The organism is Bacillus timonensis, from assembly GCF_000285535.1.
Lineage (GTDB): Bacteria > Bacillota > Bacilli > Bacillales > Bacillaceae_L > Ferdinandcohnia > Ferdinandcohnia timonensis.
In genome coordinates, this window is record NZ_HE610985.1 from 1540727 (window position 1) to 1566651 (window position 25925).

The following is a 25925-nucleotide window of genomic DNA, read 5'->3' on the forward strand; positions in this document are numbered from 1 at the left end:
CACTGTCCCTCCGTCCCTTAATAGATTTCCTTTTCAAAGTTATCGCCGTTGTTATAAACGACTTTTAGTACGAGCTTAATGTCGTCATATTTTTCTACCTGGTTTAGGTTAAAAAAACGCTCACCATATTCTTGTGGACTCTCTTTCACCATTTCCAGTTCTTCTTCTCCGATTAATGTATTTCCTTTATACTTTAGAAGGATCGCCCTTTGTACAGAAACCGATTTTTCATCAATTTGATAGTTGATTAAGGTAATATCTAATTTTGACCGAAACACATGAACATCGGTCTGGATAATGCCATAGTAACTAGATCGATAATCTTTTAAGTATTCATTTTGAAGCTCACTGCTTTTCACACTATCATCATAAGAGACAGTTACATAAAAGGAAATCATATCTTGATCTCCATCCAATGCTTCTTTCTCTGATGCCTCTTCGCTATGATACGAATCAGGAGTAATCAGACCAATCCTCCACTGTGGTTCCTTATCAAACGTAAATGGAATCTTTGCCTGGAAAAGGCCCTCCTCCAACTTAACTGCCGGAATAGCCGTGTATTTCTCGCTCTTACCAAAAGAGTAATGAAACATTACTTCAGAATTATTTTGAAGCTCTTTCACCTGCCATTGAAAAGTAGCTTTCGCTTCACCATTCTTTGTCTCATTATTATCAATCTGCATCGTTACTCTACTCATCCAACTCTGCTTATCAATAAACTCTTGTAACTCAGCGTTCACCTGACTTGCTTGGTTATCCATTTGTTGCACAAGGTCATGTTGAGAGTCAGAAATATTCCCTACACGTTGCTCAAGCTGATTTACTTTCGATAAGAAACTAAAATTCAAAATCAAACTCCCCGCCAAAGCTAAAACCACAAAAATCTTAAAATACTTTTCGATACAAACCCACTCCCCATTAAAAATCAAAACAAACTGTATAATAACATCCTATTCTCCTTACATTAAATATAACAAAAACTGTGGGTCAGAGGGACAGGTTCATTGTCCCACAGCAAATTTATGTTGGGTCGAGGTACCTGTCCCTCCGTCCCAGGACGAGAACCTACATCCCAAGAGAGGGTAAAGATGAAGATTCGATTTGGTTATGTCGCGAATGCATTAGATTTATGGGATGCGAGCCCTTCTAAATCATTAACTTTCACTCGGTATGCTGCACTTCCGAAAGAAGAACGCATGGAAAAACTCAAATTTGTTACCGCCCAAAATTTACTGCATACAAAAAGGATTTTACATTATAATATCGCTCATGAAATAGAGGTGTACCGACTTTCGAGCTCAATTGTCCCACTAGCTACTCATCCTGAAGTGTTGTGGGATTTCATAACCCCTTTTAGACAAGAATGGGACGAACTTGGGCAGCTTATCCAACAATCAAACATGAGAGTTAGCTTTCACCCTAATCAGTTCACTCTTTTCACAAGTCCGAGAGATGAAGTAACAACGAATGCAGTAGCCGACATGGAATTTCATTACAAGATGCTTAAAGCAATGAATGCACTTGAAAAAGGAATCCTTAATATTCATATTGGCGGTGCCTATGGTGATAAAGAAAACTCTTTAATACGTTTCCATAAAAACCTAAAAAAACTACCAAAAGAAGTTAAGAAACAAATGACGCTTGAAAATGATGACAAGACCTATAATGTCGAGGAAACACTTATCGCCTGTGAAAAAGAAAACATTCCGATGATTCTTGATTATCATCATTATATGGCGAACATTGGAGAAGTTGACCTCCCCCTTTATTTGGAGCGCATTTTCAATACTTGGAAGGAAAGGCCTACTGTTCCAAAAGTACATATCTCTTCGCCAAAATCAGATAAAGCATACCGTTCACATGCCGATTTTGTGTCCTTAGACTTCATCATGCCGTTTTTAAAAATGGCGAAAGACCTTAATCAAGACTTTGATATCATGATCGAGGCAAAACAAAAAAATCTTGCTATGCACAAACTCGTAGAAGAAATCTCTTCAATTAGAGGTGTAAAACGAATGTCTAGTTCATCAGTGGAATGGTAGTGACCAAGGGACAAGTCCACTGTCCCATGATTTCTATGAGTAAAGGATGAAGGAAAAATAGGTGAGGTGACTGCAGGTGACAATGGTTCGACTTGGTTATGTGGCAATGAGTACTGAACTAAAAAATGCTTCTCCGTCAAAAACAATGACGTTTGCTCAATTTCAAAAAATAGAAGACCGGGAGGCAGCGATTCGTAAATTAGAGCGTATCGCGTTAACAAATCTACATAACACCCTCAGGCTATTAAAGCATAATGCAGCATCTGAGATTCATTTTTACCGACTTACCTCTCGTCTTATCCCCTTAGCCAATCATGAAGAGCTTCCTGATTGGAATTATATTAAACCATTAAAAGCCAGCCTTCGCGAAATTGGGGATTTCGTGAAGGAACACAAGATGAGGGTTGATTTTCATCCTGACCATTTTGTTTTAATCAATTCCCCAAAACAGGAAATTTTTAAAAACTCAGTACGCACACTAAAGCTCCACTATCTTCTTTTAAAAGCGATGGGGATCGACCCTAAACATCGCTGTGTTATGCATGTCGGGGGAAATTATAAAGAAACCGATGTGTCACTCGAACGCTTCGTTACCAATTGGATGGACGTCCCGGCAAAAATTCAAAAAATGATTATGCTCGAAAATGATGACACATCATTTACGTTAGAGGACACTCTTTACCTATGCGAAAAACTTGGGATTCCACTTGTGTTTGATTATCATCACCATCTAGCCCACCATGAGAATCCTAATTGGGAAATCCACTGGGCTCGAGTGGTTCAGACGTGGAAGAATTCCACACTCCCGATTAAAATGCACATATCAAGTCCAAAAAGTGCTGAAACCTTTCGTCATCATTCTGATTATGTAGATATCGAGATGTTTTTTACGTTTTTAAAAGAAATAAATGGTAGTGTTCCACAAATCGACTGCATGATAGAGGCAAAGAAAAAAGATGCTGCACTTTTTAAACTAATTGAGGAAATTAAGATGAGGGATGACGTGGAGATAATCGACGGTTCGTCTTTTTATTTGAAATAAGGTGAAACAGGTCTATCAACCTAATTAGAAATGGGACGAAAAAACTTCGTCCCTCTACGATACTAAATCTCTTATGGAGTTATAGATTTTCTCGACTGTCTCAACACCGGCTTGTTCCCATCTACTTTTATCTGATATTGAACCGTCTTTGTCTAGCGGCTCTTGAAATTGATCAAGTCCAGTTGTTGCAGTGACAAATGAGTTTTGATCATAGTCAAGTCCATAATTCACGATGTGCTTAATAACATACGGTGTTCCAAATTGGATTTGTGCGCTTGAATGATCGAGCATCCCATCTACTACAAAAAACGGGACTCGTAAATAAATTGTTTCTCCATTTTCACGCCACAATACAGCATCAAATTTCCCTTGATCATATTCAAAATTACTGCAAAAACTACATCCGTGAGAATCAAAAACATCACGAACTGCACCAAAATTTGCCTTTTTCCCATCGATTACTGAATTTAACGCAATCACACTTTTTCACCTCAAAAATTCATAGTTACTATTGGTATTATTTTCAAAAGAGTGACTGGACATACATAGATACAACAAACTCATGCTTTTTCCATAATAAAGTAGTCATAACTTAAGGAACAAATTGCAAAAATGAGTAAAAAGGATCCTAACCTTTTTTAGGGACACAGGGACAGGTTCATTGTCCCAGTCCAGTTGAATATTGGGACTAGGGACCTGTCCCTTTGTCCCATAGAGAAGGTGATGTCATGGAAACAATGTATCAAGCTGGAGATGTAGTCTATGTTTTTTATCGGAATCCTCATACCCAGGATGTAGCAAATATCCAAGCTGCTGCCGTCGTAAACAATCCTGAAAAACCGAATGAATTAGCCTTGTTTCTGTACGAAACGTATTACCCATTATCCGACGAGGTTGCCGTATACGCGACAGAAGAAGAAGCGAACCAAGCTTATCAATATTACTATGGGGATACTTCAGAAGGGACATTAGAATGAATAAGCCATTTAATCCAAAACTCATCTATTTCGAGCCAAAAGCATTAGACTATCCGTTAGGAAAACAGCTCCTTGAAAAGTTTGAAAAGATGGATGTAGAAATTCGATATACAACCTCACACAATCAAGTGAGAAACTTACCTGGTGATAACGACTTCCAAAAATACCGAGTAGCGAAGTCAACACTTGTAGTGGGGATTCGTAAAACCCTAAAATTTGACACCTCAAAACCGTCTGCAGAGTACGCGATTCCCTTTGCGACAGGCTGTATGGGGCATTGTCATTATTGCTATCTCCAAACAACGATGGGGTCGAAGCCATATATTCGTACATATGTAAATGTCGACGAAATCCTTGATGCGGCTGATAAGTATATGGAAGAGCGTGCCCCAGAAATCACCAGATTTGAAGCATCTTGTACATCGGATATAGTAGGGATTGATCACCTCACACATACTCTCAAAAGAGCGATTGAGCACTTCGGAAAATCGGAATATGGAAAATTACGGTTTGTAACGAAATTTCATCATGTTGATCACTTACTGGATGCGAAACACAACGGGAAGACTCGGTTTCGTTTTAGTATGAATGCTGATTATGTTGTGAAAAACTTTGAACCTGGGACTTCTCCATTAGAAAAAAGAATCGAGGCTGCAGGCAAAGTCGCAAGAGCTGGATATCCACTTGGATTTATTATAGCTCCCATCTATCTTCATGAAGGCTGGCAAGATGGGTACTATAAGATGTTTGAGCGCCTAGAAGCAGAATTACCACCAGAAGCAAAAAAGGACTTAACGTTTGAATTTATTCAACACCGGTTTACAAAACCGGCAAAAAGAGTCATCGAAAAAAATTACCCAATGACCAAATTAGAATTAGATGAAGAAAAGCGAAGATATAAATGGGGTAAATACGGAATCGGAAAATATATTTATCAAAAAGACGAAGAAGAAGATATTAAAAAACACCTGTACTCGTACATGGAAAAATTTTTTCCGAACGCTAAATTAGAATACTTCACATAAATCAAGGTAACAATACTGTGGGACATGGGACAGGTTCCTTGTCTCAATCGTTGCATCAAAGAACCTTTTCCTTTTGTCTAAAAAAGTTCAGAGGTGAGAATCATGGCAAAACAAAAAAAGAACAAACAACGAAATAGTGAAGTTGGTTCAGGTTCCAGATACCATGAAGAACACGCGAGCCATGTTCCAGACTATGGAGCAAATAGCATGGATCCAAATGCAAAAAGAAATAAATAGATCGCTATAGAAATGAGGTAACCTTTATGGAAATTGAAGCTAGGAATTCAACAGAGGCTGCACTTCTTGATTATAAGACCGGTGTAGGTATTTTCACAAAAAAAATGCCAAAGCTTGCTGAATTATATAACGCTTTTACCGAAGAGTGCTTTAAAGAAGGAGTCTTATCCCAAAAACAAAAACAGCTAATTGCGTTAGGAATAAGCCTATATTCGCAGGATGAATATTGTATCATCTATCATACTAAAGGCTGTTTGGATCAAGGTTGTTCTGAACAAGAGATTCTTGAAGCTGTCGGTGTAACTGCCGCTTTTGGTGGGGGAGCAGCTATGAGCCAAGCTGTTACTCTTGTTCAGGAAAGTATTGAGGAATTGAATCAATTAAAGCAATAAACCCTGGTATCCGAAGACAGCCTCTTTACGGCTGTCTTTTTCCCACCAAAAAAACACACTATCCAAGGATAGGTGTGTCACTTTCACCTTTCGTTTACTTCAAAAGTTTTTTTATAATGTCTGCATGTTTGCGACTTGTATCTATTACTTCTTCTGCCACTTTCCTACTTTCCGGATCAAGGTCACCTTTCACCAGTTCTTCTGAATATTCCACACCATATTTTTCTAATCCCTCTATAGCATCTTTTAAAATTTCGTCTGGATTATCAGAAAGCATGACTTTATGCATATAACCATGCATTGTTCCCGTTACGCCTTCACTATTCGCAGGCATACCATTTAAATTTTGAATTCGTTCTGAAAGCTTCTGTGCATTGATTTTAGCTTCTTGTTGAATCGATTGGATTGTTTGTTTCATTTGAGGATCATCCAGCTTCTGAATATGGTGTTCAAAAGCACGAATCCCCATATATGTACCTCTTAATAAAGTATTAAGTTCTTCAACTACTATTTCTTTGTCTTTCAAAGCCTCACATCCATTCGAAAATATCTAGTAAAATTACTGCCCTGAATTATCATCCTTAATAGATTGCATTGAAAAATGGTTTTTATTCTTATAAAACCGCTTGCCTACATTTTCAAAGACAAGTTTTTATTACCTGGTTGAAAAGTTCCTATCTGCTCTATTGTTTTTAGAAGGCCTATTTAATACGTACCTCTGTCCCAGACCTTTTGGCCTTGCACCCATACTTCCCGAATATTTTCTGGTCGGGAGAGGTAGATGATTTTTTGAAAGATATCATGTAACTTTTCTGCTGTATCGTAAAGAGGAAGTTTCGCTGTTTCCACTGTGGTATCAATAATCTGTGCATCCCACACATAATTTTCTGCTAATCGGCCGATTGGTAAGCTTAAACTTTCCCCACCTCCAGCCGTTGCCAAATAGAATGCCTCATCAAGGGTAATTCGTGAATTAGGAACACCTCGCTCATTTGCTGGTAGAGTCGAATCCACTCCATCCTCCAACATCCTTGAAGAAATAACGGCCTGTTTTACATTATCAAATAAACTTGGTGAAAATCCACCAGATATATCAGAACCCAAGCCGATTTCTACTCCTTTAGATTGAAGGCGGGCGATTGGAATTACGCTATTGGCAAAATAGGCATTGGATATAGGGCAATGGCAGACAGCAGTACCTTTTTCAGCAAATAATTCTGCATCTTGGTCAGTTAAAAAGTTGCAATGCGCCATTACTGACTTTTCGCGTAATAACCCAAAGTCATTAAGTGCAAACGCATCGTTTTTATCAAAACGCTCTTTGACATATCCATGTTCCCAATCACTTTCACTGCAATGCGATTGGATATGTGTATTGTATTTTGCTGCTAATTCCCCTAACCCTTTTAGCGCTTCATCCGTACAACTTGGGATAAATCGAGGCGTTACCACCGGGTATACTCCCTGCTTTGTTGATTTTGCCAATTCCTTTACAGCTAAAATAAAATCTTCCGTTTCGACCAATGCTGTTTTTGTATCATGGTCACGATAACATTCCTCTGTTTGGTCTGGATTATCCATCACCACTTTACCAACTAACCCGCGTTGACCTTTTTCAGCACAGATTTGAGCCAAAAGGAAGCTTGCTTCTTTATGAACCGTCGCAAAATAAAGTGCCGTTGTCGTACCATTTGCAATCAAGGTAGTTACCACTTCGTTGTATACCTTTTTCGCAAAGTCAATATCTTCAAATTTTGCTTCAATCGGAAATGTATATGTATTCAACCAATCATAAAGTGGAATATCCAATGCTGTCCCCGCTTGTGCCCATTGTGGCGCATGAACATGCAAATCAATAAAACCAGGTAAAAAATATTGTCCTTCTGCTAACCGATGATAGTTACTAGTATCTTGATAGGCTTCTACCAGTGGTTGATATTCACTGTGCTCTGGACCAATCACTTTTTTAATCATCCCATCTTCATTTACACAAAAAAGATGGTCCTTTAAAATTTCAACTTCCTTATTCGAACGGCTCGTAAAAGCAGTCCCATGAAATACTCTTGTATAATTACTCATATATTATCACCTGTATCTCGTTTTTTTGCGTATATTATAGCATACGTGAATAGAAATAATGTTCTTCTCTTTCTAAAACATCGTTAAGTGGGCATGAACAATAATGTAGAGTTAAAAAAGATGGTCAAAACTTCTGGCATTTGCAGTGACAATTTGAGTTCCAATTTTATTTATTTTTATAAGCTGGTTGATAACAAGTTGGAGATTCCCGCAACTAGTATTAAAACGGTCCGAATTTAACGGTTAGGGGATAAGGTTAAGCACCCTAGCAGATAAATAGACGGGACAATTCCGCTTAACTAGTAATTTTTATTGAAAAAGGGTTATATAGACGGAGAGATTCCGGCTCAAAAAACCGATGTCATAACTTTATCTAAATTGATGTTTAATAGTTTCTAAGCATTGAAAAACAAAGGCTCTAATTCAGTAGATAAATTAGAGCCAAATTTGATATTTTCATGGTATTTTGCACCCTAAAAATAGAGCCAGAAAGTAAATTTCATGGCCCTTTATCATGTTTCATCACAAAAATTTCGTTAATTTTTCATATATACTTAATAATTGTTTTCTTTCTTCATCAGTCAGCCTTTCGAATAGCTTTCTACGAAGTATCTTTCCTTCTTCATTCGCTTTCGTTAACACTTCAATTCCGTGTTCGGTAATTTCTAAAAAGATAACTCTCCGGTTGGCATCATCTGGTTTTCGTACCACTAAGCCTCTTTTTACGAGTTTATTTGATAGATGGGTTAATGTAGGGGGAGTAAGTCCAAGTGCTTTTGCAATATCAGAAGGACGGCTTTTTCCATGAGACTTTAAGTGACCAAGTACAAGGATATGAGAGACACCTAAATCTCCCTCAAAAAATTTATTCCATTGAATGATTAAATTATTCGTGACCTTATCCATATTATGTAAAATTTCAAAAATTGTCTGCTCTCTCATAATGGTAGTTCCCCACTTTCGAAATATAAGAGCCCTTAATCAAGGTAAGGGCTCATTTTTAGCATACACATTATTGAGCAGAGAATCCACCGTCAATCACAATTTCTGCACCTGTAATGAAAGATGATTCATCTGAAGCTAAGAATAATGCTGCATTTGCAATATCCCGAGGAGCGCCTAATCGTTGTAACGGTGTTGCCTGGATTAAATGACCAAGAAGTTCCTTTGATGCACTTAAAGCTTGAGTCATGGGGGTTTCAATAATACCCGGGAATAGGGCATTTACACGGACTCCATTGCGCCCAAAGGTTGTAGCTGCAGCTTTAGATATAGCACGAACTGCACCCTTGGAGGCCGAATAATGGTTAAATCCTTGACCGATTTGTGCTGTATAAGAAGAAATGTTGATAATCGATCCTTGGCCACTAACAACCATGTATGGAGCAACATGCTTCATCCCAGCAAAAGGACCAAAACCATTGATAGAAAGCATTTTTTGCCAATCATCAATATTGATTTCATTATATGGTTTCTCTGAGGATATTCCTGCGTTATTTACTAGAATATCAATTTTACCAAAACGTTCATTCACTTCTTTTGCTAATGCTGCCCAATCATCGTCGGAAGCAACATTTAGCTTCATTCCATAAACATTTTCGAGTTGACTAACCTTTTCAAGTGCTGCCTCATTAATGTCTGCTGCGATGACGATTGCACCTTCTTGACTGAATAGTTGAACCATCCCTGCACCAATTCCAGAAGCTCCACCTGTAATAATTGCTACCTTGTTATCCAATCTTCCCATGTTCATACACTCCCTAAATGTTTTAATTGAATCGCTAACACCACGATAAGTTTAACTATTTTTTCATATAATCTTCGAAATCAGCAATACTCGGATTTGCAATATAATGCCCTCCTTCAACCTGAATGGTTTGTCCAGTAATAAATTTTGATTCATCTGATGCTAAAAATACAACAGTGTTCCCAATATCCTCAGGCTCTCCATGGTATGGTAGCGCATTAAATTTCGCAAAAATATCCAATACCTCAGGTGTCATATTATTTTTAGCAGCAGGTGTTAAAATTAAGCCTGGTGCAACCGCGTTACAGCGAATTTTATTTTTTCCATATTGAGTAGCAATATATTTTGTAAGAATTACTACACCGGCTTTTGATGCTCCATATGCTGAACGAATGGAGTCACTGAAAAAGCCTGCCATCGATGCTGTATTAATAATAGAGCCACCACCAGCTTTAATCATATGCGGAATCGCAAATCTAGTTCCAAGCAATACGCTCTTTAAATTCAAATTCATGAGGCGATCCCATTCATCGAGATCCATGTTAACAACATCCAAATCTTTCTTTAGATTTGTACTGCCAACGTTGTTGTATAAAACATTGATAGTCCCAAACTGTTTTACTGTAAATTTAATTGCCTCCTTGATAGAGTTTTCGTCCCCAGCATCAAGGAAAATCCCAACAGCTTCACCACCACGAGACTTTATATCCTGTGCAGCTGCCTTTGCTCCATCAACATTAAAATCAGCAATGACTACTTTGGCACCCTCTTTTGCTAATAATAGTGCAGAAGATAATCCAATACCTGAAGCGCCACCTGTTACTAGCGCAACTTTGTCCATTACTCTTCCCATTTGTGAAGCCCCTTTCAAATAAAATTGTTTGCTATTTAATAATTAGACATCTAACTATTAGGCACCTAAATACTAACAGAACCGTTTCTATATTGCAACCACAATATTTTGTAGTATTTGTGTATTTTAGCTCTTTGAACTCTGTTTATATTCGCAAAAAAGGGCTGAAGTTTTTCACTTCACCCCCATCTTACTCATATATTTAGGTCGTTGGGAAAAGCATCCTATCCCATGAGAAATATGATACGACGATGGATTCCCCTTCCTACCCACGATTAAAGCCAGTTTTCCTCATTACAAATCATTGCAATTTTTTCTTGAAGATTGTTTAAATTTAGTTCTAAATCAAGTGGTTGGCTAGAAGATAAAAACATTCTTCTTTTTTTGTTTTCTTTCCACAAAGAAACGAACTGAGTAAGTTCTAAATTTTCTTCCCATATTGAAGTTGGGAGTGCAATGCCTTTTGTTTTCACTGAAGGAGTAATCGCAATGAATTTCCTTGATCCTAAGACAACATCTGGTAAATAGCTTGAGGATTCAAATGCATCAACACTGGACGATAAGCGCAAAATGCCAAAAATATTGTAATATTTAATGACATTGAATAGTGGTTTATAAACGTCCTTACATTCTTCCCATAATGCGGGATCTAACAAATCTTCATTAATAAGAATTCCGTCCACCTTTGCATCGCCGAATGCCTTACAAAGTCCTATCATGGCTTGTATTATTTCTTCAGCCCGCTTTTTCTTTAATGCTAGATCTGAATTGATTTCTGACCCATAAAGAGTTTTGAGAATGGTAACAGGACCAGTTATAGTTGCGATAATCGGTAAATCTTTCCCTTGAACTTTGACCAATCGCTCCACCACTTCTTTTACAACTGGTATTCTTCCTCTTTCCAAAAAGTCGCCTACTAATAATTCCTGAGAGATTGGTACTTTAATTACACTAGGCATTTCTTGATCCTTCCATTCAACAGTTCCACCAAACGCTTCTGCTTCCAATGAACAATCTGCTGGTAAAATAAGCGCATCATAGCCTAGAAGTTTTTGAGTATTCACCAATGCCGAATAAAAGGTGTTGGCATCTTGTAATATCGAAGGGATGGATACTTGATCTACTTTTGTTAAATACGTACCTACCAATGGGAGAAAAGGAGGTCGAGTGACAGCCCGACCTTTAAAAAACTTTTGAACTAATTCTTTTTTATCCATAAAAGAACTCCTTCATTTTTACAGATTTTACATACGGACAATTTGGCGTGTAGGCTTTGCATCCGGCCAGCTGCCATAGTAGATAAGTGCTTCTTCTGGTGGTTGCTTTGTGGACCATTCAACCATAAATTCATCGTAGCTTTTTCCTCGCGCTAGTCGATTCTGTTTTTCCGCTTCTCTTAGTTTTTCTGTTTTTTCCTCATCTAAAGTAAGCTTTTCACGGTCATAGGACACTTTATATACATTCTCAGCTACCCAATCCGAAATAAGCTCATCCTTTAAGTCCTTGATTACATTTTCCGGATCACGATCAAGCACATCACCATATCCACCACCACCGGTTGAATTTGCTACATAGATATCTCCATCAATGACTGGTGCTGCCGGACGTGGTGCACGCTCTACCATGTAATCTCCCTCAATTGAACGATTTTTTACAAGGTCCGTCGTATCGACAGGAATATCAGCATCACCATTTTTCATTTTCTCAAAGTAATTTGCATTCACAATCTTAATACCTGGATGTGACGGAGGTGGATATCCGCCAAATAAACCCTGTGTGATTGGAACTTTATGATGTTTAATAATAGATTGATAAACTAAGAATGGGACGCCTTTTACAGCCCATGCCACATTCGTTCCTGCCCCACCACGATATTTTCCAAAACCACCTGAATCCTTCCAATGCTTAAAGTACAAATGTACATGTGGCTGCTCATTCTCCATATCTTCTACATCCGGAGCTTTCCCCCACCAGCCCCAAGGGAAACCAAAGGAGTTATCTCCATCTCGATTTGTTCTAGCTCCACTGCCTTCACTATTCAGTACGTTTGCAAGCATATCAGCAAATGGAACTCCCCATTGGTTTTGACCCGCGATTACTACTGCACAACCACCTGCACCGTAGCCACTTGTTGAAAGTTCGTTTACACCACTTGCATAAAGCATTTTTGCAAAAGCATTCGATGTTGTTGATAATACACAGCTGTTGGTAATCGGTGAGTTCGCAACCGAAGCATCTACACTCGCATTTAAAAACGTACCTTGTGGAACAATTACCTTTATGGAAGAAAATATACCAGATGATGTTGGTAAGTCTGCAAAAGGGACACCAAATAAATAGATTGCAATATGTGCACGAACGATGTGCATAAAACTATTAAATGAGCCATCATTTTCAGGTGATGAACCTGTGAAATCAAATGTAAGGGAGTCCCCCTTTTTTGTTAACGTGAGGGCACAACGCATCAATGAGTCTGTTGTTCCCATTGTATCCATGAATGAAACCGAACGGTAAACGCCATCCTGCCAGCTTGAAATGCGTTTACGAGCCCCTTCTTCAGCAACGATTAACATTTTTCTCATCACGCCAACAACTAAATCTACTCCCTTTTTTTCTATTAATTGTTGGACACGAACCCGCAAACGATCACATGCGGCTACACGAGCTTTTGTATCAATAATCTGCATTCTTGGAGCTCTAGATACCATATTTGCCATCATATTCAACATATCATTTCTAATTTCATAGTTTTCACCAATTTTAATTGGCGGTAATTTCATTCCTTCATCTGCTCGAGACTTTGCTGTTAGCGGCATACCACCTGGTTCAATAGCACCTGTTTCTGGCTGATGCACCGCTGCTGCGGACCAAGCAACCAGTTCACCATTATGGAAAATTGGCATAACCGCAACTTGGTCTGGGTTATGAACTCCCCCATAGAGCGCCTCGTTTGCATAGAAAATATCTCCTTCTTTAATACCAATTGTAGGGTCATCCTTATAATGCTTAAGAATGTATTTAATTCCAATTTGAGTCGTAACAGCATGTAGATATACCCCACAATAGGCAGCAACAAGATCTCCTTTTGCTGTATATAAGCCTACAACAATATCCCCTGAGTGAAGCATGGAGGACACTCCTATTTTCGTTAACACTTCTTTAGCTTCGAGCACTAATTGGTTTAATTTTTCACTATAAATTTCATATTCGCCAGGCTTTAACCCTTCAAGGGACATCTGTTCAAATTCATCTATTGGTTCTGGATGGATTCGTTCATTAATTCCAAAATCAATCATGCCGTTACCCCCTCAACCATTTTCTTTTCAATGACACCATTTAAATATTGATCAACTGAATAAACCACATTCGGTGGTATTACAACCGTTGTATGTGGTGATTCTATTAAAGCAGGACCTTCAATTTTATTGCCGCTTCTTAAGTCTTCAAGTTGATAAATGTTCGTGTCGACAAACCCTCCAAGTTCTGGCCAGTACGCTTTTCGAGTTCCTTTGATGGCATGGCTTCCATCTTCACTCACTGATTCATGTTGAATAAACTGAAATTTCTCCTGTGGAACGATTGCTTTTAATACAATATTTTCAATTTCTACTCCACCTTCAGGGTAAACTGCAATAGAACTATATGCATTCGAGTATTCTTCTGTAAAATTATCCCAAAGATTTTGTACATCCTCAGGGCTATTTAAGAAGAGTGTAGGTGAAACAGCTCTCTTAATATTTAGCTGTCCACCATATTTCATATCTAGCTCCAATTGATAGTGAATATCTTCTGCATTAAATCCTTCGCCCGTAATATCCCGAATTGCTTTTTCCTGTAAACTACGTACAACCGAATTAAGAGTTTCATAATCGGTTAAAAACTTCTTAGTTCCAGGCTCTAGTAGAATGATGTGTTTTGATTGCTCATAAATGTGCATGACGTCCATCATGGAAGATGAAAAGGCACAGAAAACAGGTGATTGTTGTAGAACAATTGTTTTTGGAATATCTGCATCAAACCCAAAACCAGCTCCATGTACAGGACCGCCACCACCTAAAGCAAATAGCACGAAATCTTTTGGGTCATTTCCTTGAAGTGACGTTTCTTTCTGAATAATATTTGCCATATTTCCATCGCAAACTTTTTTAATGAGATAAGCAGCTTCATAAACGTCTACACCTAATGGCTTAGCAATCTTTTCTTCTATCACTTGTTTTGCTTTTTCAATATTTAATGTTAAATTGCCTCCATGAAAATAATCCGGATTTAGATAACCTAACACAAGGTCTGCGTCTGTAACTGTTGGCTCGGTTCCTCCTTGATCATAAGCTACTGGACCTGGAAAACTTCCTGCACTTCGAGGACCAACCTCTAGCCTTCCGCCCAGTACATCGTTAATCCATGCAATTGAGCCCCCACCAGTTCCAATTGATTTACTCTCAAGCATTGTCATATCAACAAGCCAACGGTCTATAACTGGTTTAAATTGATAATTATTGGTTTCACCGTCTACAACAAGCCCGATGTCAAAGCTTGTGCCACCCATATCCGTAACTACGATATTAGGGTAATCATAAAGTTTACCAATTTGATTACTTCCTATAATTCCAGCCACAGGACCACCATTATATGTGTTAACGGCTGATGTACGGAAAACCTCTGCCATTCCTCCAGTATTGTGAACCATCAATAGTGGATTCCTGTACCCCAAATCACGTAATTCGTCCCCAATATTAGATAACTCTTCTGCCATAGCTTGGTGAAGATAAGCATTTAAAATTGCCATATTAGAGCGAGTATATTCATATCTCTTCGGCATGACCTCGCTCGAAAGAACGACTGGCATGTTCCCGAGATAATATTCAGGGTATTCCTCTTCGATAAGTTCCTTTATTCTCTTTTCGTGTATAGGGTTTTTAAAGGACCATAAAGTAGATACGACAAACCCCATTACTCCTTGGTCGACTAAGTATTGAAGTTTATCTTTAAAATCTTCTTCATCAAGTGGACGTAGTACTTCTCCTGTATAATCAATTCGCTCTTTAACGCCTACTACATTTTCTCTCGGAATTAATGGAATCGGTTTGCTTACTTCGGCAATTTTCCGGCTTTCTAGTGAACTAATGCCATCTTGCCATTGGCTTCCCTTTCCGATATAGAGCATATCCTCATAACCTTCAGTAGTAATAAAACCAAGCTTGGGTCCTTTTCGTTCGATTAATTTGTTCATCGCAACTGTTGTGGAATACCGAATCATATCTGTCTCTTCCAATAATTCATCAATAGCTAAATCAAGAAGATCTGCTCCATTTTCTATAGCTTTAATGAAACCTACTGATAAGTCATAACCAGTTGTTGGACTTTTAGATATAACAGATTGATTTCCGTATCGGATAAAGCAATCTGTAAACGTTCCCCCGATATCAATATCGATTGTCGCCCTACTTTTTTTTGTCATGAATTCTTCCTCCTTTACACATTTTTAAATACTTTCAACTGTTGTTTTTCTTCTTCAACAGCTTTTTGTTTCAATGCTTCTAAATCAACTTGAATGTCATGTGTAATTGGATGTCCTGGTGCAAGAACCTCTGTTTCCACCAATGTACCGCAGCCTGGGCAATAAAATTCAACTAAACGAACCCAATTTGCATCTGGAGAGAACGTGTAATCTCCCTCTACATGTGGTTGATGAATTTCACTTGGATCACGGTCATAAATAAGGCAGCCTTTCTTGTAATTCTCATGTGCTGAATTTAATTCATGATCACATTTCTCACAAACCCATACTTCTTTATCTAAATCAACAGCAATATATTCAGTTATCTTTTTTCTCATCCTTACACCTCCATAATTCCGTTTAAATGTTGATCCATTCTAAACTTTGCACCGATTGGAACGACAATGGTTGTATTCGAGCTTTCTAAAACAGCAGGTCCATTAATTTGATGACCAGGCTTTAATCCTTCAATGTCATAAATGTTTGTATCAATGACATTTCCTTTCCAGTAAATCGATCTAACCGATTTCGGTTCAGGAATGGTAGTAACTAACTCTAAGGAAGGCAACGCAAAGTGAGAAACGCTCACATAACTATTTAATCGAATAAATTCGATTGTAATTCCGTTTGAACCTAATTGATTAGCAATCGATTGTAATTTTTCTTTTAGGTACTGTTCGTTTTTACTATGAAATACATCACTAGGTAAGAAGAAAATATCTCTCACCTTTTCATCCTCTGAAGCTACCTCTAAGGAAACTTCATATCGTATGGATTCAGGAGTAAACCCTTCTCCACGCATATCACGATGTGAGCTTTTTTTCATATTTTCGAGACTGACTTTTGCATTTGTAATGAATTGTCCAACATTTCGGCTTGGACTAAATTGGAAATCCACACGTTCCTGATACGTATGGGAAATGTCAGCTGTTGATAATCCGAATGCGCTAAAAACAGAACTAAATGGGAATGTAAATATCTTTTTGATTCCACTTTTCTTAGCCATTCCTGCAGAGAATAAGCCTCCACCACCGCCAAATGAAAACAGTTGGAAATCGTTGATATTTTTTCCTCTTTCGTTCGAAAGCTGTTTTAGCGTATCAGCACCAATTTGTTCGATTTTATCAACAATAAGTGTTGCCGCTTCTTCATTTGAAATATTTAAAGGTCTTGCAATCCATTTTTGAATGGCGTCGATTGCTTTTTCCTTTGATATTTTCTTTGTTCCTCCTAAGAAATAATCCGGGTCAACAATACCTAGAACTACACATGCATCTGTCACTGTTGGTTTTGTCCCGCCTAATCCAAAACATGCTGGTCCAGGAACTGCTCCCGCACTTTCCGGGCCTAATTCAATTTTTCCATCCGGTGAGACTTTAGCGATTGTTCCACCGCCACCGCCAACTGATAAGACATGGATTAAAGGTGCATGGACAGGAATCTCTGCAATACTTGATTCAGTATCAAATGTAAGCTCCCCATTTGAAATTAATCCAACATCTGTACTCGTTCCTCCCACATCAACAGACATGATATTATCGAGTCCGTACATATCACCGATGTACCTTGTTCCCATTAATCCTGCTGCAGGACCTGAATTGTACGTGTCCAACGCTTTCGTTTTTGCTACACGTGCAACCCCACCATTAGAGTGTGCAATCAATAATGGCTTTGTATATCCCTTTTGTCTTAAGCCCTCATCCGCTTTATACAAATACTTCACCATATCACGATGTAAGTAAGCGTTAACAACCGCAGCATTTGTTCGAACCCCATTATCTGATCGTGAACTAATATCGCTTCCAAGTTGAATTGGTTTAGTACCAAGATAATGTTTTGGAAAGTCTTCCTGGATAATCTTTCGAACTAGTTTCTCATTCTGATTATTTGCATGTGCATTTTTTAAGCTAACAACAATAACTCTTGTTCCAAGCTCTAATAATTTTTTCGTTACTCGTTTAACTTCTGCCTCATCGATTGATTTCAGCACTTCACCACTTTCGGATACCTCTTCATCAATGGATACTATTAAATCTTCTTGTACTAGAAAATTTAAAATGGGGTTTTTGCCATCTTGGTACAGCGATTCTTCGAACCCTTTTGTTACAATCAACCCTAGTTTCGGTCCGGTTCTTTGAATGATGGAGTTTGTTCCAACCGTTGTTGAAAGTCTAATCGTTTTCGTTTCTTTTAAGAAATCGCTTACATTTTCAAGACCAAATCGTTTTGCACCCTCGGTAATGCAATTATTAAAACAAACTGTTAAATCGTGTGGCGTCGTTTCTACTTTTACCACCTCAAAACGGTCCCCAAAGGAAAAAAATCCATCAGTAAAAGTTCCTCCAGTATCAATATCAACAGTGTATTGTGCCATGTAAAACCCTCCCTAAATACATATTTTTATATTAGTAGATTTCCTTCACATACTTTGTTTTCATTTCAAAGCGTGGTAAGGTACCTTCTGGAACTAATTGAACATTTGCACGAAACATGAGTTTTGCTCGTAAGGTTTCCTCCAATTCTTTTTTCAACATTGGTACATCCATTTCTGAGTTCAACCCATGCTCCACTTTAATTTGCAATGGTGGGTCGATTGCAGGGCCTGGTTGTTCTAATAGAATTTGGATATCTCCTGTGGTTCTTGGATAAAAACTGCTCACAACATCTTTAATTGCTGTTGGGAAGACGTTCACACCACGAATGATTAACATATCATCCGTTCGACCAATGCACCGAATTCGAAAACTCGTGCTGCCACACGAACACTTACCAGTTTTTACTGATATTAAATCTCTCGTTCGGAATCTAAGTAAAGGAACACATTCTCTATCAATTGCGGAATAGACCAATTCCCCTTCACTTCCATTCTCAAAAGGTTTAACTTTACCAGTATCTGGATCAATTAGTTCACAGATTACATAGTCAGGTGCAACAAAATGCATGCCGGCCCCTGCTGGACATTCAGAGAACAATACAGGTGCCATGTCTGCATTTCCCATTGCTTCAAAAACGTGCGCACCCCAATCCTGTTCAATCCTTTGCTTAACTTCTGGTAAACCACCACCTGGTTCACCACCTGTACCAATTAACTTAAATCCTAAATCTCTTGGATTCATACCAATTGAACGGATATAGTCTGCAAGATAATTCGCATACGAAGGAGTACATAAAAGCACATCCGGTTTCAAATGCAAAGATGTTGTAACTAGTCTCTCAGAAGCACCTGTTCCTATTGGAATAAAAGTAGCTCCTAAATTCTCAATTCCATCTTTTAAGGGGAGTCCACCAACAAAAAAGGACAGACCCATTGCAAAGATCACTTTATGATGTGATCTTATACCCGCAGTGTAATATACCCTTGAAACGATATCTGTCCACACAGCGCTATCCTTTTTGGTGACCCCGACATATGTCGGCCTTCCTGTTGTACCAGATGATGAATGAATTCTTATTATTTTGTCTGAATCGGTACATTGGTGTGAACCTAAATCAGTGGCGTTTTCTTGGCTTTTACGAATTTCAAATTTCTCCGTAAAAGGGAGCTTTTGTAAATCTTCAAGTGTCTCAATTTCCATAGGGTGGATTCCTGCTTCATCTAATTTAGAAGCATATAATGGGGAGTTTTGATACATATACTGGACTTGTTTTCGTAACTTTTCTTCCTGTAAAAGCTTAAGTTTCTGTGGCGATATTTGTTCCTCAACTGACTTTTGATATGAGAACAAGATTAGCCTCCTCTCTCAATTTTTATTAAATTTTGAATATTATGTGTCCATTTTACAGGATAGATAACACTATAACCACGTTGTTTACCCACAAAAATACAGTTAAAAATTTTTAAAACTTTGTCTTCTAGTCACAAAAAAGTAAAAGGCTAATTGAAAAAGAAAAAAATGACCATTACTAAAATAGTCATTTTTCCTAAACTTTTCTATACATTAAATGTTCTAGCCGCAATGCTAGAGATAGACTAAGTCTTACTTCTGAATCTCCAAGATCAAACCCAGTCATATCTGTAATTTTTTCAATTCGATACTTGAGTGTATTTTGATGGACATACAATTCTTCAGCCGTCTTCTTAATTTGACCATTATGCTTTAAATAGACTTCTAACGTTTCTTTAATTTCTTTCGAGTTTTTCAATTCATTAATTTTCCTTAAGAATAGATCGGTGTATGCGCTTACGTTTCTTTCATCAAACATTACCATACTTGAAAGCAACGTCCAACTTCCACAGGCAGGAAAATAGCCAACATTTCCTAGATGCCTAATTCTAGGAAGTGCGTTTACTATTTGACTTGCCTGTTGATAGGAATGTTCAATTAATTCGATTGACTCTACGGATTCACCTACACCTATAAATATCTCTATCCTTCGATTCTTAGCCTTAGCTCGTAAATCAAGTTTTTCTTGCAAAACATTTTGTAGTTTGTGGCATAAATCAAGCATTTCATTTTCTGAATCATGCGAAACGAGAGCAATAACAGATCCATCTCTGAATATCATACATGGAGTACCTATTATTTCTACTATCTTTGCTCCAAATTCTTTTGGTACACTTTTGGAACGTAAGTCGACCCATTCGCCGTTTTCATATGCAGCAATTCTTAAAACGGAAATCCGTTGTTTAAAATTGATTTCCAAGGTCTTCAATATACTATAGGCTTCCTCTACCTTATCCTTATTACTGAATAGTAAACAATCAAATAGCTGATCAATAAGGTATCTTTCAATCTCTAAACGCTTATTGATGGGCGCTTTTGTATGAGACATCTCAAGGGCTGCATTTATGGTCAGTCCTAATTGTTCTGATAAATCCATCAGCAAATTTAAATCATCTTGAGTAAAATATCCATCGTTTTTGTTTATCGCATGAATAATTCCAATTCTATTATTATCGACTACTAAAGGTACGGTAATAATGGATGTTGCATTAAAAAGCTTTACGTAATTTTTGTTAAAACGTTTATCTGAAAGTGCATCGGATGTAATAGCCGGAACACCGGTTAAAAAAACATCTCTTGCATTGCTTTTTTCTGATATGGAAACACGGTACTGTTCAATAATTGAGTCTTGCCATGATCCAAAAGCTGGTTTTTGTAATCTCAATTCCTTATGTACTGGATTGTATAACATGATGCCTGCCATTTCCGAATGTAATAGTTCTCCTACTTTTTGAACAATTTCGGCCAAAATTTCTTGAAAAGAATATTGGTTAACAAGTCTCTGTAATTGAGTCATAAAGTTAAGACTTTCTGATTTCCTTTGCATAATCAAAAATAACCGAGAGTTTTCTAGAATAATTGGAACAGATTGCATAAAGAAATTGACCATACTTACCTGTTTCTCAGAAAGTTCCTCTTCTTGTTGTGGGATAATGACCAAGACTCCGGAAAAAGCCTGTTGTCTTGTAATGGGGAAAAAATAGGTGGAATGTTCCTTTATATTTCTTTGGTTTTGAAGTTCTACTTGCTGAAATTTTTTTTGTGTCCGTTCAATTACATCCTTTTTCTCCAATTTATTCAGATTCTGACTTGACTGCGGGATCAATTGTTTTAAACTTTGGTCAAAAACCAAAAAAAGCCCCTTGCCACCACCAACTAATTTTAACCCTTCTAACACAATGGCCTGAGTTAATTGCTTCCATTCTTGGATGCTATGGAGATTTTCAATTCCTTTTTGCAGTAATTCAATCTGATTTTCATTTAGAGAGTTATTTTTCATTGAAATAATAAACCACCTCCTGGCATGTATTGAGTAGCCCATAATATGTACGAGGTGTAATAGAGAAAATTGTGTTAATTATTAATTTAAACACTATTCTAAATTATGTCAATAGGTTAATAGTCGGTACAAAGCGACAACGTACACACAATCTCTTTAACTTTTAACAAAGATAGAGTTTTGCATAGAGTTTCGTGTAAATTCGATAAATCCCTTAATTGGTGCAGGGGTGAGAAGTTGGGGACAGATGTCTGCCCCCCCATTTTGTTTCTGAAATAACAGATTAGTCCCTCAAACCACCCCCATCTCTTCCCCTTATTTTCCTGCACGGTTTTTGTTGTAAATGTCAAAGCCTACCGCAAGTAAGAGTACTAATCCTTTGATAGCTTGTTGCCAATCAATACCGACACCAATTAGTGACATACCGTTATTCATAATGCCCATGACAAGTCCTCCGACGATGGCACCGATAACTGTTCCTACTCCTCCAGCCATTGAGGCGCCACCTATAAATACAGCAGCAATTGCGTCTAATTCAAGCATGTTACCTGCTGCAGGTGTCGCAGAATTAAGGCGTGATGCAAACATTAATCCAGCTAATGCTGCAATCACTCCGTTATTCACAAATACCCAGAATACAACACGTTTTGTTTTAATCCCTGATAAATCAGCTGCCTTCTGGTTTCCTCCGGTTGCATAGATGTGACGGCCCATCACTGTGTTTTTCATAACGAAGGTGTAAATCACAATCAGAATAGCAACAATGATTAACACCGTTGGGATTCCTTTATTTAATGCCAATTGATACGCAAACCAGTTAATGACAATGATTAACAATACCAACTTTGTAATGGACAGCCATAAAGGACTTACATCAAAGCTATATGCTATTTGGTTTTTACGGTTTCTAAATTCCAAATAAATTAAGATGATTGATAGAATGACAGATAATAGAATGGTCAGTATGTGCAACTCTCCTGACCCTATCGCTGGTAAAAATCCCCCGCTAAGCATTCCAAAAGATTCAGGAAAAGGCGCCAGTGATTTCCCATCTAGTAAATATAAGGTCAATCCTCGGAAGATTAACATACTGGCTAATGTAACAATAAATGATGGTATCCCAACATATGCTATCCAAAATCCTTGCCAAATTCCGATTAATGCACCGACAATGAGTGATAGAATAATAGCTAACCATACAGGTACATTATGATTAATCATTAGTACTCCTGCAATGGCTCCCACGATTGCAACTACAGAACCAACAGACAAGTCAATATTACCGGTAATAATGACTAAGACCATACCAACCGCCAAAACGAGAATAAAACCATTTTGCAAGATTAGATTGGTCAAATTTAATGAGCTAAAGGATATACCATCCGTTAAAATCCAAAATAATCCAGCAATGAACACCAGTGCAATTATCATTCCATATTCACGGATATTGTTGCGAAATAAATTAGTTAGTGTTTGCACGTTTCGTACCTCCTGTTCCCGTCATATAACGCATCACACTTTCCTGATTTGCTTCTTCACAATCGAGCTCGCCAGTTATACGCCCCTCATTCATGACATAAATACGATCTGAAAGGCCCAATACCTCTGGCAGTTCAGATGAGATTACTAGTACCCCCATGCCTTCCGCCGCTAATTCATTAATGAGTGAATAAATTTCAAACTTTGCACCTACATCAATTCCACGAGTAGGTTCATCTAAAATTAAGATATCTGGCTCTGTAAAAATCCACTTACTTAATACAATTTTTTGTTGATTTCCACCACTTAAATTTCCAGCAAGTTGAGCAAGTGTTGGGGTTTTGATGTTTAATCTTTCCCTCAACAGTTGAGCTTCTTGGAATTCCTTATTTTCATCAATAACCGTACTTTTGGAAATTCGTTTGAGATTAGCAAGGGTTATATTTCGCTTGATGTCTTCAATTAAATTTAATCCGTACGTTTTCCGGTCTTCTGAGACATAAGCAATTCCATGCTGAATTGCTTCACTAACTGTATTTGCTTGTATCTCCCCGCCATTTTTGAATAGTGACCCGGTAATTTTTTTTCCATACGTCTTACCAAAGATACTCATCGCAAATTCGGTTCTACCTGCTCCCATTAAGCCTGCTAGCCCGACAATTTCACCTCGACGAATATGAATGTTCACATTATCAATAACTTTCCGTTCACGCTGCAAAGGATGGTATACATTCCAATTTTTTACTTCAAAAATGGTTTCCCCAATGTTCGGGACACGATCAGGAAAACGACTTGTCAACTCACGCCCTACCATACCTTTAATAATTCGATCCTCTGATGCCTTTCCATCCTTTGCTTCAAACGTTTCGATTGTTTGTCCATCTCGTAAAATCGTAATATTATCTGAAATACTAGATACTTCATTTAATTTATGAGAAATAAGAATAGAGGTAATTCCTTGATTTTTTAGTTCGAGTAATAGCTTTAATAAGTTTTCGCTGTCGGTTTCATTAAGTGCTGCTGTCGGTTCATCAAGAATTAATAGTTTTACATTTTTTGATAAAGCTTTTGCAATTTCTACTAATTGTTGTTTTCCTACCCCAATATCCATAACAGCTGTGTTCGGAGATTCTTTTAATCCTACTCGTTCTAACAGTTTTTTTGCTTCTAGGAATGTTTCCTGCCAATCAATAATGTTATTGGATTGTCTCTCGTTCCCCAGGAAGATATTTTCAGCAATTGATAAAAATGGGCTCAGCGCCAACTCTTGATGAATGATGACAATCCCTATTTGTTCACTTTGTTTAATGTCTTTAAAATGACATTCTTCGCCTTCAAAGAAAATACCACCTTCATAGGTTCCACTTGGATAAACACCACTTAATACTTTCATCAACGTTGATTTTCCAGCACCGTTCTCACCCACTAATGCATGAATTTCTCCTTTTTTCACTTTCAAATTTACGTTGTCTAGTGCTTTTACACCTGGAAAAGTTTTTATGATGTTACGCATTTCTAAAATATACTCAGACATCTCCTCACCACCTCGTTAAAATCACAGAATGAAGTAATTTAGTGGTGACTTAAAATCACCACTAAATCGCAGATTACTTATTTTACATCGTCTTCTGTGTAATAACCGCTATCAATTAGTATTTCTTTGTAATTGTTGATATCGACTGAAACAGGTTCAACTAAGTAAGAAGGGACTACTTTTTGGCCATTGTCATATGTTTCTGAATCATTGACTTCTGCTTCTTCACCAGCTTCAATTGCTTCAATCATTTTTACCACGACAGCAGCAAGATCACGTGTATCTTTGAAAACAGTTTGTGTTTGTTCGCCAGCAATAATTGATTTCACGGAAGCAGACTCAGCATCTTGTCCAGTTACAATTGGAAGAGGAAGATTACCAGAACCGTAACCTACTCCTTTTAATGCTTGAATAACCCCACGGCTAATCCCATCATAAGGTGATAAAACAGCATCTACCTGCTCACCGCCCGAATATGCTTTACTTAAAATGTTTTCCATACGTGATTTCGCTGTGTTTCCATCCCAGCGCATGGTTGCTCCTTGTTCAAATTCCGTTTGACCACTTTGAACAACTAATTTTCCACTGTCAATATATGGTTTTAAGACGGACATTGCGCCATCCCAGAAGAAGTAAGCATTATTGTCATCTGGTGAACCACCAAATAACTCAATATTAAATGGTCCATCCTCTTCTTTAAGCTTAAGTGCTTCTTCTATATAGGAAGCCTGTAAGACACCAACTTGGAAATTGTCAAATGTTGCGTAATAACTTACATTTGGTGTTTCCATAATTAAACGGTCATACGCAATGACTTGAATGTCTTGATCTGCAGCTTTTTGTAATACATTTGTTAAGGCAGTACCATCAATAGATGCTACAACTAATATTTTTGCACCTTTTACAATCATATTTTCAATTTGTTCAATTTGCTTGTCGACATCATCTTCTGCATATTGTAAATCTGTCTTGTAACCAAGATCTTCTAATTGCTTCACCATATTATTCCCATCATCAACCCAGCGTTGTGATGACTTCGTAGGCATTGCAACCCCAATTAACGTATCTTTTGAATCGGACCCAGAACCTGTTGACTTGCTATTTCCACTACAGGCCACTAAAGAAAAAACAAACTAACGATTAGCATAATAAAACCTAATTTTCTCATAACTGAAACCCCTTTCAATTCTTTATTATCTAACTGTTAATAAAATATCATCTTCGTTCATGTAAGGGCTTTACATAAATTTAAACACTTTTTATAAAAATTTAACAATTCGTAATGTTCTTCATTTGA

23 protein-coding genes are annotated in these 25925 nt (G+C 37.7%); 6 read left to right on the forward strand and 17 right to left on the reverse strand.

The genetic code is table 11. The annotated features are described in order from the left end of the window. Positions 1-17: 17 nt before the first annotated feature. Positions 18-848, reverse strand: coding sequence for a hypothetical protein (locus BTHG_RS07985; protein WP_010283653.1), 831 nt, complete (start codon positions 846-848; stop codon positions 18-20). Positions 849-1088: 240 nt separating this feature from the next. Between BTHG_RS07985 and uvsE (BTHG_RS07990) the strand changes: the two genes are divergently transcribed. Then, entirely contained in the window at positions 1089-2042 is a 954-nt protein-coding gene (gene uvsE, locus BTHG_RS07990; protein ID WP_010283654.1) for a UV DNA damage repair endonuclease UvsE, read from the forward strand. A 76-nt stretch (positions 2043-2118) separates the two neighbouring features. After that, a complete protein-coding gene (gene uvsE, locus BTHG_RS07995) occupies positions 2119-3084 on the forward strand; it encodes a UV DNA damage repair endonuclease UvsE (RefSeq protein ID WP_026021740.1) in 966 nt (321 codons plus the stop codon). 54 nt (positions 3085-3138) lie between these two features. Here uvsE (BTHG_RS07995) and BTHG_RS08000 read toward each other — a convergent pair whose 3' ends face one another. Then, positions 3139-3564 carry a YugN family protein gene (locus tag BTHG_RS08000; RefSeq protein ID WP_010283656.1) on the reverse strand — a complete coding sequence of 142 codons (426 nt, stop codon included), beginning with the start codon at positions 3562-3564 and terminating at the stop codon, positions 3139-3141. A gap of 248 nt (positions 3565-3812) precedes the next feature. Here BTHG_RS08000 and BTHG_RS08005 point away from each other — a divergent pair, with 248 nt between their 5' ends. From BTHG_RS08005 to BTHG_RS08020, 4 genes are all read left to right on the forward strand, one after another. After that, positions 3813-4061, forward strand: a complete 249-nt coding sequence (locus BTHG_RS08005; RefSeq protein ID WP_010283657.1) for a transcriptional regulator SplA — start codon at positions 3813-3815, stop codon at positions 4059-4061. Continuing rightward, a complete protein-coding gene (splB, locus tag BTHG_RS08010; protein WP_010283658.1) occupies positions 4058-5086 on the forward strand; it encodes a spore photoproduct lyase in 1029 nt (342 codons plus the stop codon). The genes BTHG_RS08005 and splB overlap by 4 nt, the downstream gene beginning before the upstream one ends. Before the next feature lie 102 nt (positions 5087-5188). Continuing rightward, complete coding sequence (locus tag BTHG_RS27625; RefSeq protein WP_269719484.1) at positions 5189-5323, forward strand: hypothetical protein; 135 nt, start codon at positions 5189-5191, stop codon at positions 5321-5323. Positions 5324-5349: 26 nt separating this feature from the next. Beyond that, positions 5350-5715 (forward strand): carboxymuconolactone decarboxylase family protein, encoded by a 366-nt coding sequence (locus tag BTHG_RS08020; RefSeq protein WP_010283659.1) that lies wholly within the window; start codon positions 5350-5352, stop codon positions 5713-5715. Between the two features lie 94 nt (positions 5716-5809). On the opposite strand, the gene BTHG_RS08025 is transcribed toward BTHG_RS08020, so the two are convergent. From BTHG_RS08025 to chvE, 15 genes are all read right to left on the reverse strand, one after another. Further along, positions 5810-6241 carry a DUF2383 domain-containing protein gene (locus BTHG_RS08025; RefSeq protein ID WP_010283660.1) on the reverse strand — a complete coding sequence of 144 codons (432 nt, stop codon included), beginning with the start codon at positions 6239-6241 and terminating at the stop codon, positions 5810-5812. Between the two features lie 179 nt (positions 6242-6420). Next, on the reverse strand, positions 6421-7794 hold the full coding sequence (gene guaD, locus BTHG_RS08030; RefSeq protein WP_010283661.1) for a guanine deaminase: 1374 nt from the start codon (positions 7792-7794) through the stop codon (positions 6421-6423). A gap of 522 nt (positions 7795-8316) precedes the next feature. Beyond that, a complete protein-coding gene (locus BTHG_RS08035; RefSeq protein WP_010283662.1) occupies positions 8317-8736 on the reverse strand; it encodes a MarR family winged helix-turn-helix transcriptional regulator in 420 nt (139 codons plus the stop codon). Between the two features lie 70 nt (positions 8737-8806). Then, the gene (locus BTHG_RS08040) at positions 8807-9541 is read right to left on the reverse strand and encodes an SDR family NAD(P)-dependent oxidoreductase (protein WP_010283663.1); all 735 of its coding nucleotides are present in this window, start codon (positions 9539-9541) and stop codon (positions 8807-8809) included. Positions 9542-9596: 55 nt separating this feature from the next. After that, on the reverse strand, positions 9597-10394 hold the full coding sequence (locus BTHG_RS08045) for an SDR family NAD(P)-dependent oxidoreductase (protein ID WP_010283664.1): 798 nt from the start codon (positions 10392-10394) through the stop codon (positions 9597-9599). 275 nt (positions 10395-10669) lie between these two features. Continuing rightward, positions 10670-11611: a uroporphyrinogen decarboxylase family protein gene (locus tag BTHG_RS08050; RefSeq protein WP_010283665.1), complete on the reverse strand. Its 942-nt coding sequence runs from the start codon at positions 11609-11611 to the stop codon at positions 10670-10672. Positions 11612-11638: 27 nt separating this feature from the next. Further along, on the reverse strand, positions 11639-13690 hold the full coding sequence (locus BTHG_RS08055; RefSeq protein ID WP_010283666.1) for a hydantoinase B/oxoprolinase family protein: 2052 nt from the start codon (positions 13688-13690) through the stop codon (positions 11639-11641). Further along, positions 13687-15852 carry a hydantoinase/oxoprolinase family protein gene (locus BTHG_RS08060; protein ID WP_010283667.1) on the reverse strand — a complete coding sequence of 722 codons (2166 nt, stop codon included), beginning with the start codon at positions 15850-15852 and terminating at the stop codon, positions 13687-13689. The genes BTHG_RS08055 and BTHG_RS08060 overlap by 4 nt, the downstream gene beginning before the upstream one ends. Positions 15853-15866: 14 nt before the next feature. Next, positions 15867-16229: an acetone carboxylase subunit gamma gene (locus BTHG_RS08065; RefSeq protein WP_010283668.1), complete on the reverse strand. Its 363-nt coding sequence runs from the start codon at positions 16227-16229 to the stop codon at positions 15867-15869. A 2-nt stretch (positions 16230-16231) separates the two neighbouring features. Then, positions 16232-18265, reverse strand: coding sequence for a hydantoinase/oxoprolinase family protein (locus tag BTHG_RS08070; RefSeq protein ID WP_010283669.1), 2034 nt, complete (start codon positions 18263-18265; stop codon positions 16232-16234). Between the two features lie 31 nt (positions 18266-18296). Next, positions 18297-19616 (reverse strand): phenylacetate--CoA ligase family protein, encoded by a 1320-nt coding sequence (locus BTHG_RS08075; RefSeq protein WP_010283670.1) that lies wholly within the window; start codon positions 19614-19616, stop codon positions 18297-18299. 196 nt (positions 19617-19812) lie between these two features. Further along, on the reverse strand, positions 19813-21615 hold the full coding sequence (locus BTHG_RS08080) for a helix-turn-helix domain-containing protein (RefSeq protein ID WP_010283671.1): 1803 nt from the start codon (positions 21613-21615) through the stop codon (positions 19813-19815). Between the two features lie 315 nt (positions 21616-21930). Next, the gene (gene mmsB / locus BTHG_RS08085; protein ID WP_010283672.1) at positions 21931-23094 is read right to left on the reverse strand and encodes a multiple monosaccharide ABC transporter permease; all 1164 of its coding nucleotides are present in this window, start codon (positions 23092-23094) and stop codon (positions 21931-21933) included. Then, positions 23078-24628 carry a multiple monosaccharide ABC transporter ATP-binding protein gene (mmsA, locus tag BTHG_RS08090; protein ID WP_010283673.1) on the reverse strand — a complete coding sequence of 517 codons (1551 nt, stop codon included), beginning with the start codon at positions 24626-24628 and terminating at the stop codon, positions 23078-23080. The genes mmsB and mmsA overlap by 17 nt, the downstream gene beginning before the upstream one ends. 77 nt (positions 24629-24705) lie before the next feature. Further along, positions 24706-25674, reverse strand: a complete 969-nt coding sequence (gene chvE / locus BTHG_RS08095; RefSeq protein ID WP_332306422.1) for a multiple monosaccharide ABC transporter substrate-binding protein — start codon at positions 25672-25674, stop codon at positions 24706-24708. Between the last annotated feature and the right edge of the window lie 251 nt (positions 25675-25925).

What these genes read in the sequence shown, in the direction of transcription:
- BTHG_RS08060 (WP_010283667.1), bottom strand. Translation starts at nt 15,852, where the DNA reads ATGACAAAAAAAAGTAGGGCGACAATCGATATTGATATCGGGGGAACG.
- BTHG_RS08050 (WP_010283665.1), bottom strand. Translation starts at nt 11,611, where the DNA reads ATGGATAAAAAAGAATTAGTTCAAAAGTTTTTTAAAGGTCGGGCTGTC.
- mmsA (WP_010283673.1), bottom strand. Translation starts at nt 24,628, where the DNA reads ATGTCTGAGTATATTTTAGAAATGCGTAACATCATAAAAACTTTTCCA.
- chvE (WP_332306422.1), bottom strand. Translation starts at nt 25,674, where the DNA reads ATGCCTACGAAGTCATCACAACGCTGGGTTGATGATGGGAATAATATG.
- uvsE (WP_010283654.1), top strand. Translation starts at nt 1,089, where the DNA reads ATGAAGATTCGATTTGGTTATGTCGCGAATGCATTAGATTTATGGGAT.
- BTHG_RS08080 (WP_010283671.1), bottom strand. Translation starts at nt 21,615, where the DNA reads ATGAAAAATAACTCTCTAAATGAAAATCAGATTGAATTACTGCAAAAA.
- BTHG_RS08070 (WP_010283669.1), bottom strand. Translation starts at nt 18,265, where the DNA reads ATGGCACAATACACTGTTGATATTGATACTGGAGGAACTTTTACTGAT.
- BTHG_RS08035 (WP_010283662.1), bottom strand. Translation starts at nt 8,736, where the DNA reads ATGAGAGAGCAGACAATTTTTGAAATTTTACATAATATGGATAAGGTC.
- BTHG_RS27625 (WP_269719484.1), top strand. Translation starts at nt 5,189, where the DNA reads ATGGCAAAACAAAAAAAGAACAAACAACGAAATAGTGAAGTTGGTTCA.
- BTHG_RS08045 (WP_010283664.1), bottom strand. Translation starts at nt 10,394, where the DNA reads ATGGGAAGAGTAATGGACAAAGTTGCGCTAGTAACAGGTGGCGCTTCA.
- BTHG_RS08040 (WP_010283663.1), bottom strand. Translation starts at nt 9,541, where the DNA reads ATGGGAAGATTGGATAACAAGGTAGCAATTATTACAGGTGGAGCTTCT.
- BTHG_RS08055 (WP_010283666.1), bottom strand. Translation starts at nt 13,690, where the DNA reads ATGATTGATTTTGGAATTAATGAACGAATCCATCCAGAACCAATAGAT.
- BTHG_RS08005 (WP_010283657.1), top strand. Translation starts at nt 3,813, where the DNA reads ATGGAAACAATGTATCAAGCTGGAGATGTAGTCTATGTTTTTTATCGG.
- BTHG_RS08065 (WP_010283668.1), bottom strand. Translation starts at nt 16,229, where the DNA reads ATGAGAAAAAAGATAACTGAATATATTGCTGTTGATTTAGATAAAGAA.
- splB (WP_010283658.1), top strand. Translation starts at nt 4,058, where the DNA reads ATGAATAAGCCATTTAATCCAAAACTCATCTATTTCGAGCCAAAAGCA.
- BTHG_RS08020 (WP_010283659.1), top strand. Translation starts at nt 5,350, where the DNA reads ATGGAAATTGAAGCTAGGAATTCAACAGAGGCTGCACTTCTTGATTAT.
- guaD (WP_010283661.1), bottom strand. Translation starts at nt 7,794, where the DNA reads ATGAGTAATTATACAAGAGTATTTCATGGGACTGCTTTTACGAGCCGT.